Annotated in this window: 8 protein-coding genes; 6 read left to right on the forward strand and 2 right to left on the reverse strand. The window is 65.6% G+C overall.

Features of this window, described 5'->3' with window-relative positions; genetic code table 11:
• Positions 1-1,253 (reverse strand): phosphoglucomutase (locus WA317_RS00505; RefSeq protein WP_425171167.1); only part of this gene is annotated, 1,253 nt, incomplete at its 3' end.
• A gap of 58 nt (positions 1,254-1,311) precedes the next feature.
• On the opposite strand from WA317_RS00505, the gene crcB (WA317_RS00510) reads away from it, so the two are divergent.
• The 3 genes from crcB (WA317_RS00510) to WA317_RS00520 are packed head-to-tail and all read left to right on the forward strand — an operon-like array spanning position 1,312 to position 3,163.
• The gene (gene crcB, locus WA317_RS00510) at positions 1,312-1,716 is read left to right on the forward strand and encodes a fluoride efflux transporter CrcB (RefSeq protein ID WP_425171168.1); all 405 of its coding nucleotides are present in this window, start codon (positions 1,312-1,314) and stop codon (positions 1,714-1,716) included.
• A complete protein-coding gene (crcB, locus tag WA317_RS00515) occupies positions 1,713-2,078 on the forward strand; it encodes a fluoride efflux transporter CrcB (protein WP_425171169.1) in 366 nt (121 codons plus the stop codon). The genes crcB (WA317_RS00510) and crcB (WA317_RS00515) overlap by 4 nt, the downstream gene beginning before the upstream one ends.
• Positions 2,075-3,163, forward strand: coding sequence for a DUF190 domain-containing protein (locus tag WA317_RS00520; RefSeq protein ID WP_425171170.1), 1,089 nt, complete (start codon positions 2,075-2,077; stop codon positions 3,161-3,163). The genes crcB (WA317_RS00515) and WA317_RS00520 overlap by 4 nt, the downstream gene beginning before the upstream one ends.
• 33 nt (positions 3,164-3,196) lie before the next feature.
• On the opposite strand, the gene WA317_RS00525 is transcribed toward WA317_RS00520, so the two are convergent.
• The gene (locus WA317_RS00525; protein ID WP_425171171.1) at positions 3,197-3,481 is read right to left on the reverse strand and encodes a WGxxGxxG family protein; all 285 of its coding nucleotides are present in this window, start codon (positions 3,479-3,481) and stop codon (positions 3,197-3,199) included.
• 277 nt (positions 3,482-3,758) lie between these two features.
• Between WA317_RS00525 and WA317_RS00530 the strand changes: the two genes are divergently transcribed.
• The 3 genes from WA317_RS00530 to WA317_RS00540 all read left to right on the forward strand — a co-directional run.
• Positions 3,759-4,325, forward strand: coding sequence for a hemerythrin domain-containing protein (locus tag WA317_RS00530; protein WP_425171172.1), 567 nt, complete (start codon positions 3,759-3,761; stop codon positions 4,323-4,325).
• A gap of 25 nt (positions 4,326-4,350) precedes the next feature.
• Complete coding sequence (locus WA317_RS00535; RefSeq protein WP_425171173.1) at positions 4,351-4,509, forward strand: hypothetical protein; 159 nt, start codon at positions 4,351-4,353, stop codon at positions 4,507-4,509.
• A 23-nt stretch (positions 4,510-4,532) separates the two neighbouring features.
• Positions 4,533-5,296: protein adenylyltransferase SelO family protein (locus WA317_RS00540; RefSeq protein WP_425171174.1), on the forward strand; the 764-nt coding region annotated here is incomplete at its 3' end.

The following is a 5,296-nucleotide window of genomic DNA, read 5'->3' on the forward strand; positions in this document are numbered from 1 at the left end:
GCCAGCAACGCCAGGATGATGCCGTCCTTGTCCGTGGTCCACACCGATCCGTCGCGCCGCAGGAACGACGCGCCCGCCGACTCCTCTCCGCCGAAACCGATGGTGCCGCCGATCAGCGGGTCGACGAACCACTTGAACCCGACCGGCACCTCGATGAGTTTGCGGCCGATACCGGCGACCACCCGGTCGATGATCGAGGAACTGACCGCGGTCTTGCCCACCGCGACGCTGGTCGGCCACGACGGCCGGTGGGTGTAGAGGTAGTCGATGGCTACCGCCAGGTAGTGGTTCGGGTTGAGCAGCCCGGCGTCCGGGGTGACGATGCCGTGCCGGTCGGAATCAGCGTCGTTGCCGGTGGCGATCTGATAGCGCTCCCTGTTCGCGATCAGTGACGCCATCGCATTCGGCGAACTGCAGTCCATCCGGATCTTGCCGTCGGTGTCCAGCGTCATGAATCGCCATGTAGCGTCGACCAGCGGGTTGACCACAGTCAGGTCGAGACCATGCCGTTCGGCGATCACCGCCCAGTAGTCGACACTGGCGCCGCCGAGCGGATCCGCGCCGATCCGCACTTCGGCGTCGCGGATCGCGCCGATGTCAACGACGTTCGGCAGGTCGTCGACGTAGGTGTGCAGGTAGTCGTGGCGCTGGGCGGTTCTCAAAGCGCGGCCCAACGGGATCCGTTTCACCGCGGACAGCCGGTGCCGCAGGATCTCGTTGGCGCGGTGAGCGATCGCGTCGGTGGCGTCGCTGTCGGCCGGCCCGCCGTTGGGCGGGTTGTATTTGAAACCGCCGTCGGCCGGGGGGTTGTGCGAGGGGGTGACGACGACCCCGTCGGCGAGGCCGTCAACGCGGCCACGGTTGTAGTTCAGGATGGCGTGGCTGATCGCCGGGGTGGGCGTATAGCGGTCGGCGGAGTCGATGACCGCTACCACGTCGTTGGCGGCGAGCACCTCCAGCGCCGACGCCCAGGCCGGCTCTGAGAGCCCGTGCGTGTCGCGGCCGACGAACAGCGGCCCGGTCGTGCCCTGGCCGGCCCGGTATTCCACGATGGCCTGAGTGATCGCCACGATGTGCGCCTCGTTGAAAGCCCCGTTCAGCGCTGATCCGCGATGCCCCGACGTGCCGAACACCACCTGCTGAGCGACGTCCTCCGGGTCGGGTTCAATGGTGTAATACGCGGTCAGCAGGTGCGGCAGGTCAACGAGGTCCTCGGGCTGAGCCGGCTGACCGGCACGCGGGTTGGCCACCATGACGCCAATTCTGCCCAAGCCTGACCGGCGGCGCGCCTACGCAGGCAACGAAAGGACCATGCGCGTGTTAAACCTCGACTACCGCGAGTTGGCCGCCGTCTTCGTGGGCGGAGCGCTGGGCGCATCGGCGCGGGCCGGGCTGGATACTCTGGTCGCCGCGGACCCGGCACGGTGGCCCTGGCCCACGTTCACCGCCAACATCGTCGGCGCCTTCCTGGTGGGCTACTTCACCACCCGGCTGCTGGAACGGTTACCGGTGTCGGCTTACCGTAGACCGCTGCTGGGCACCGGGTTCTGCGGCGGCCTCACCACGTTCTCCACCATGCAAGTCGAGACGTTGGCCATGATTCAGCACCGCCACTACCTACTGGCTGCCGGCTATGCGGTCACCAGCATTGTGCTGGGATTTTTTGCGGTGTACCTGGCCACCGCCGCGGTGCGCCGGGTGTCGGTGCGCGGATGACGGTTGCGGTGTGGGCCGGCGTCCTGGTCGCCGGCGGCTTCGGCGCGGTGCTGCGTTTCCTGGTGGACGGAGCGATGGGTCGCCGGGTGGCCCGGTCGTTTCCGTTCGGGACGCTGATGGTGAATGTCACCGGCGCCGCGCTGCTCGGATTTCTCAGCGGGCTGGCGCTGAGCCGGCCGATGGCCCTGCTGATCAACACCGCGTTCATCGGTTCCTATACGACGTTTTCGACCTGGATGCTGGAAACTCATCGACTCGGCGAGGAGCGCCAGGTCTGGCCCGCGGCGACGAACATCGTGCTCAGCGTGGCGCTTGGAGCAGCGGCTGTGCTGCTCGCGCAGTGGATGGCCGGGCGGGTATGAGCGAGCCACGTTTGAAGTTGACCGCCTACTTCGGTGAGCGGCAACGCGCGGTGCACGGCGGCGCCGGCCGCGAATTCCTGGCCGACGCGCTGCTGAATCTGTTCGATGATCGCGAGGTCGCCACCAGCATCCTGCTGCGGGGTATCGCCAGTTTCGGTCCGCACCACGTCCTGCGCACCGACGAGTCACTGACCCTGTCCGAGGACCCTCCGGTGGCGGTCGCCGCGGTCGACGCCGAGTGGAAGATCAACGGGCTCGTCGACGACGTCCTGAGCGTCACCGGGCGCGGCCTGGTGACCTTGGAGCGCGCTCAGCAGGCCCGCGACGACATTGCTGTCGCCGCAGCCGACCACTCCGACGCGGTGAAACTCACTGTCTATGTGAGGCGCCAGGACCGCATTGCCGGAAGGCCGGCATACCGCGCTGTCTGCGACCTGTTGCACCGGCACGAATTCGTCGGTGCAGCAGTGTTTCTCGGCGTGGACGGTACCGCGCACGGTCAGCGTTGCCGCGCTCACTTCTTCAGCCGCAACGTCAACGTTCCGGTCATGATCATCTCGATCGGAACGGCAGCGCAGGTCCGCGCCGCCGCCGCCGAACTCAGTGCGGCGATACCTGACCCGCTGTTGACCGTCGAACGCGTTCGGGTCTGCAAACGTGATGGCGAATTACTCGCGCGCCCGCATCCCCTGCCGACGACCGACGATCAGGGGCGGCCGCTCTGGCAGAAGGTGATGGTGCACTCCAGCGAGGCTACCGGACACAATGGCGCACCCATTCATCGCGCACTCGTCCGACGTCTGCTGCAGTCCGGAACAGCGCGCGGCGCCACCGTACTACGCGGCGTGTGGGGATTTCACGGCGATCATGAACCACACGGCGACAAGTTTTTTCGGCTTGCCCGGGGTGTGCCGGTGGTCACGATCATTGTCGACACACCTGATTCCATGGCCCACACTTTCGACGTCGTTCATGAGCTGACGGCCGAGCATGGGCTGGTCACCTGCGAAATGGTGCCTGCGGTGGTGTCACTCGACGGATCAGACCGGCGTGGTGACACCTCGCTCGCCCAGCACGACTATTGACCCGACGAGATCCGCGCGTAGGTTGAAACCGCGCTAGGCGCGCAGTGTTTGGCCGCGAATCGCGGTTCCCGTTCCTGCAGTATCCCCACGTCTCCGCAATCCGGCGAGCCCACCCGAGCCGAGCAGGCCAACCAGTCCCCACAGTCCGGTCTTATCGCTCTTCTGGTTCTGGTCGTTGTCCGGCGCCGCAACCGTCACCGTTGTCGAGGATGGAACGGTTGAGTTCTCGAAAGCGGCGCTGACGGTCCCGGCACCACCGAATAGCAGTGCACCACTGGACATTACGACAGCAATAGTCTGACACATGACATGCTCCATACGACTCGTTGAGTAATACCGGAGCTAATATCGAACCGATTGGCTTTTATCATCCGGCAATAACGACGCAATCGACAGGGATTACGCGTCGAAAATCGGTCTTACCCCATTTTCATTGCTCGCAAACATAAGTGCCGTGTCGAATTGGCCGCACTCTTCACCTAAGCCCGATTGCGGCCCGAGCGTTTAGCCGCGCCGCGATGCGGGGTATGTGGTCCACTATCGTGGCACAGCCCATGCCCCCTTCCACCAGTTCCCCTAAGCACCGGAGGCACCCATGGCGGAGATGCTGGTCCAGACGCCGGACGAAGTCATCGCTTTCCTCAAAGCGCAGCACGACCTGATCGAGGAGATGTTCGACGAGGTGCTGCTGGCCTCAGACCCGCGGGCGCGGGAGAAGCCGTTCGTCGAGTTGCGCCAACTGCTCGCCGTGCACGAGACGGCCGAGGAAATGATCGTGCACCCGCGGGTGCGGCGCGAAGTAGAAGGCGGCGACGCGATCGTCGACGCCCGACTGGAAGAAGAACACGCGTCTAAAGAGCAGCTGTCGAAGCTCGAGCAAATGGACGTCACCACAGAGGAATTCATCGACGAGTTCACTAAACTGCGCGACGCGGTGCTTAACCACGCCGAGCAGGAGGAGACCGAGGAGTTTCCCAAGCTGCAGCAGCAGCTCGACGACGACGATCTCAAGCGGCTGGCAGTCGCAGTGCGGGCGGCTGAAGCCATCGCGCCCACCCGTCCGCACCCGGGCGTGGAGTCGGCGAAGCTGAATTTCGCTGTCGGACCTTTCGCGTCGATGCTCGACCGTGCGCGCGACGCGATCAAACAAGCCCTCAGCTGAGCACCCCATTTCCACGGAGGTCAGAATGAGCAGCACCGAACCGCCCCCGGCGCAGGACAATAACGAGGCCGCCGCAACGGCCGCTCCGGAAAGCGGCGACGACGACAGCGTCGTGTCGCCGCCGGCGTATCCGGCGTATTCCACTCCGCCTCCGGAGGGCTTGCACACAGCCGAGGACGGTTGAGGAAGGCTCGTACTGTGGGTGGGGTGAGTGTTGCTCCGGAAACCGCCTCGAAAACCTTCCCAGCCCTGCAGGATCACTTCGCCCGCGAATTACCGGAGCTCGCTGTGCGCTGGCAGGCTGAGCCGCTCGCGCAGGCGAAGCTGCTGGTGCTCAATGAGGCGCTGGCCCACCAGCTGGGTCTGGACCCGGCCTGGCTGAGCACGCCGGACGGACTGCGATTTTTGGCGGGCAACCTGATCCCGCACGGCGCTGCTCCGGTTGCCCAGGCCTACGCGGGGCATCAGTTCGGCGGTTACGTGCCGCGGTTGGGTGATGGCCGTGCACTGCTGTTGGGCGAGGTCGTCGACGGCGACGGTTGGTTGCGGGATATCCACCTCAAGGGCTCGGGTGCAACACCCTTCGCCCGCGGCGGTGACGGTCTGGCCGCGGTCGGACCGATGCTGCGCGAATACATCATCAGCGAGGCGATGCACGCTCTTGGCGTCCCAACGACCCGATCGTTGGCCGTAATCGCTACCGGACGCCAGGTTCGTCGCGAGACGTTGCTGCCCGGCGCCGTGCTCACCCGGGTGGCCAGCAGTCACCTGCGGGTCGGCAGTTTCCAGTTCGCCGCGCAGAACGTGGATCTGTTGCGCCGCCTTGCCGACTTCGCGATCGCCCGCCACCATCCTGACGTCGCGGAGGCCGAGCGTCCGTATTTGGCGCTGTTCGAAGCAGTGCTCGCGGCTCAGGCGTCGCTCGTTGCTCAGTGGATGCTGGTCGGGTTCGTGCACGGGGTGATGAACAC

Origin of the sequence: Mycobacterium sp., assembly GCF_049802695.1 — a bacterium.
In the GTDB taxonomy this organism is placed as follows: Bacteria; Actinomycetota; Actinomycetes; order Mycobacteriales; family Mycobacteriaceae; genus Mycobacterium.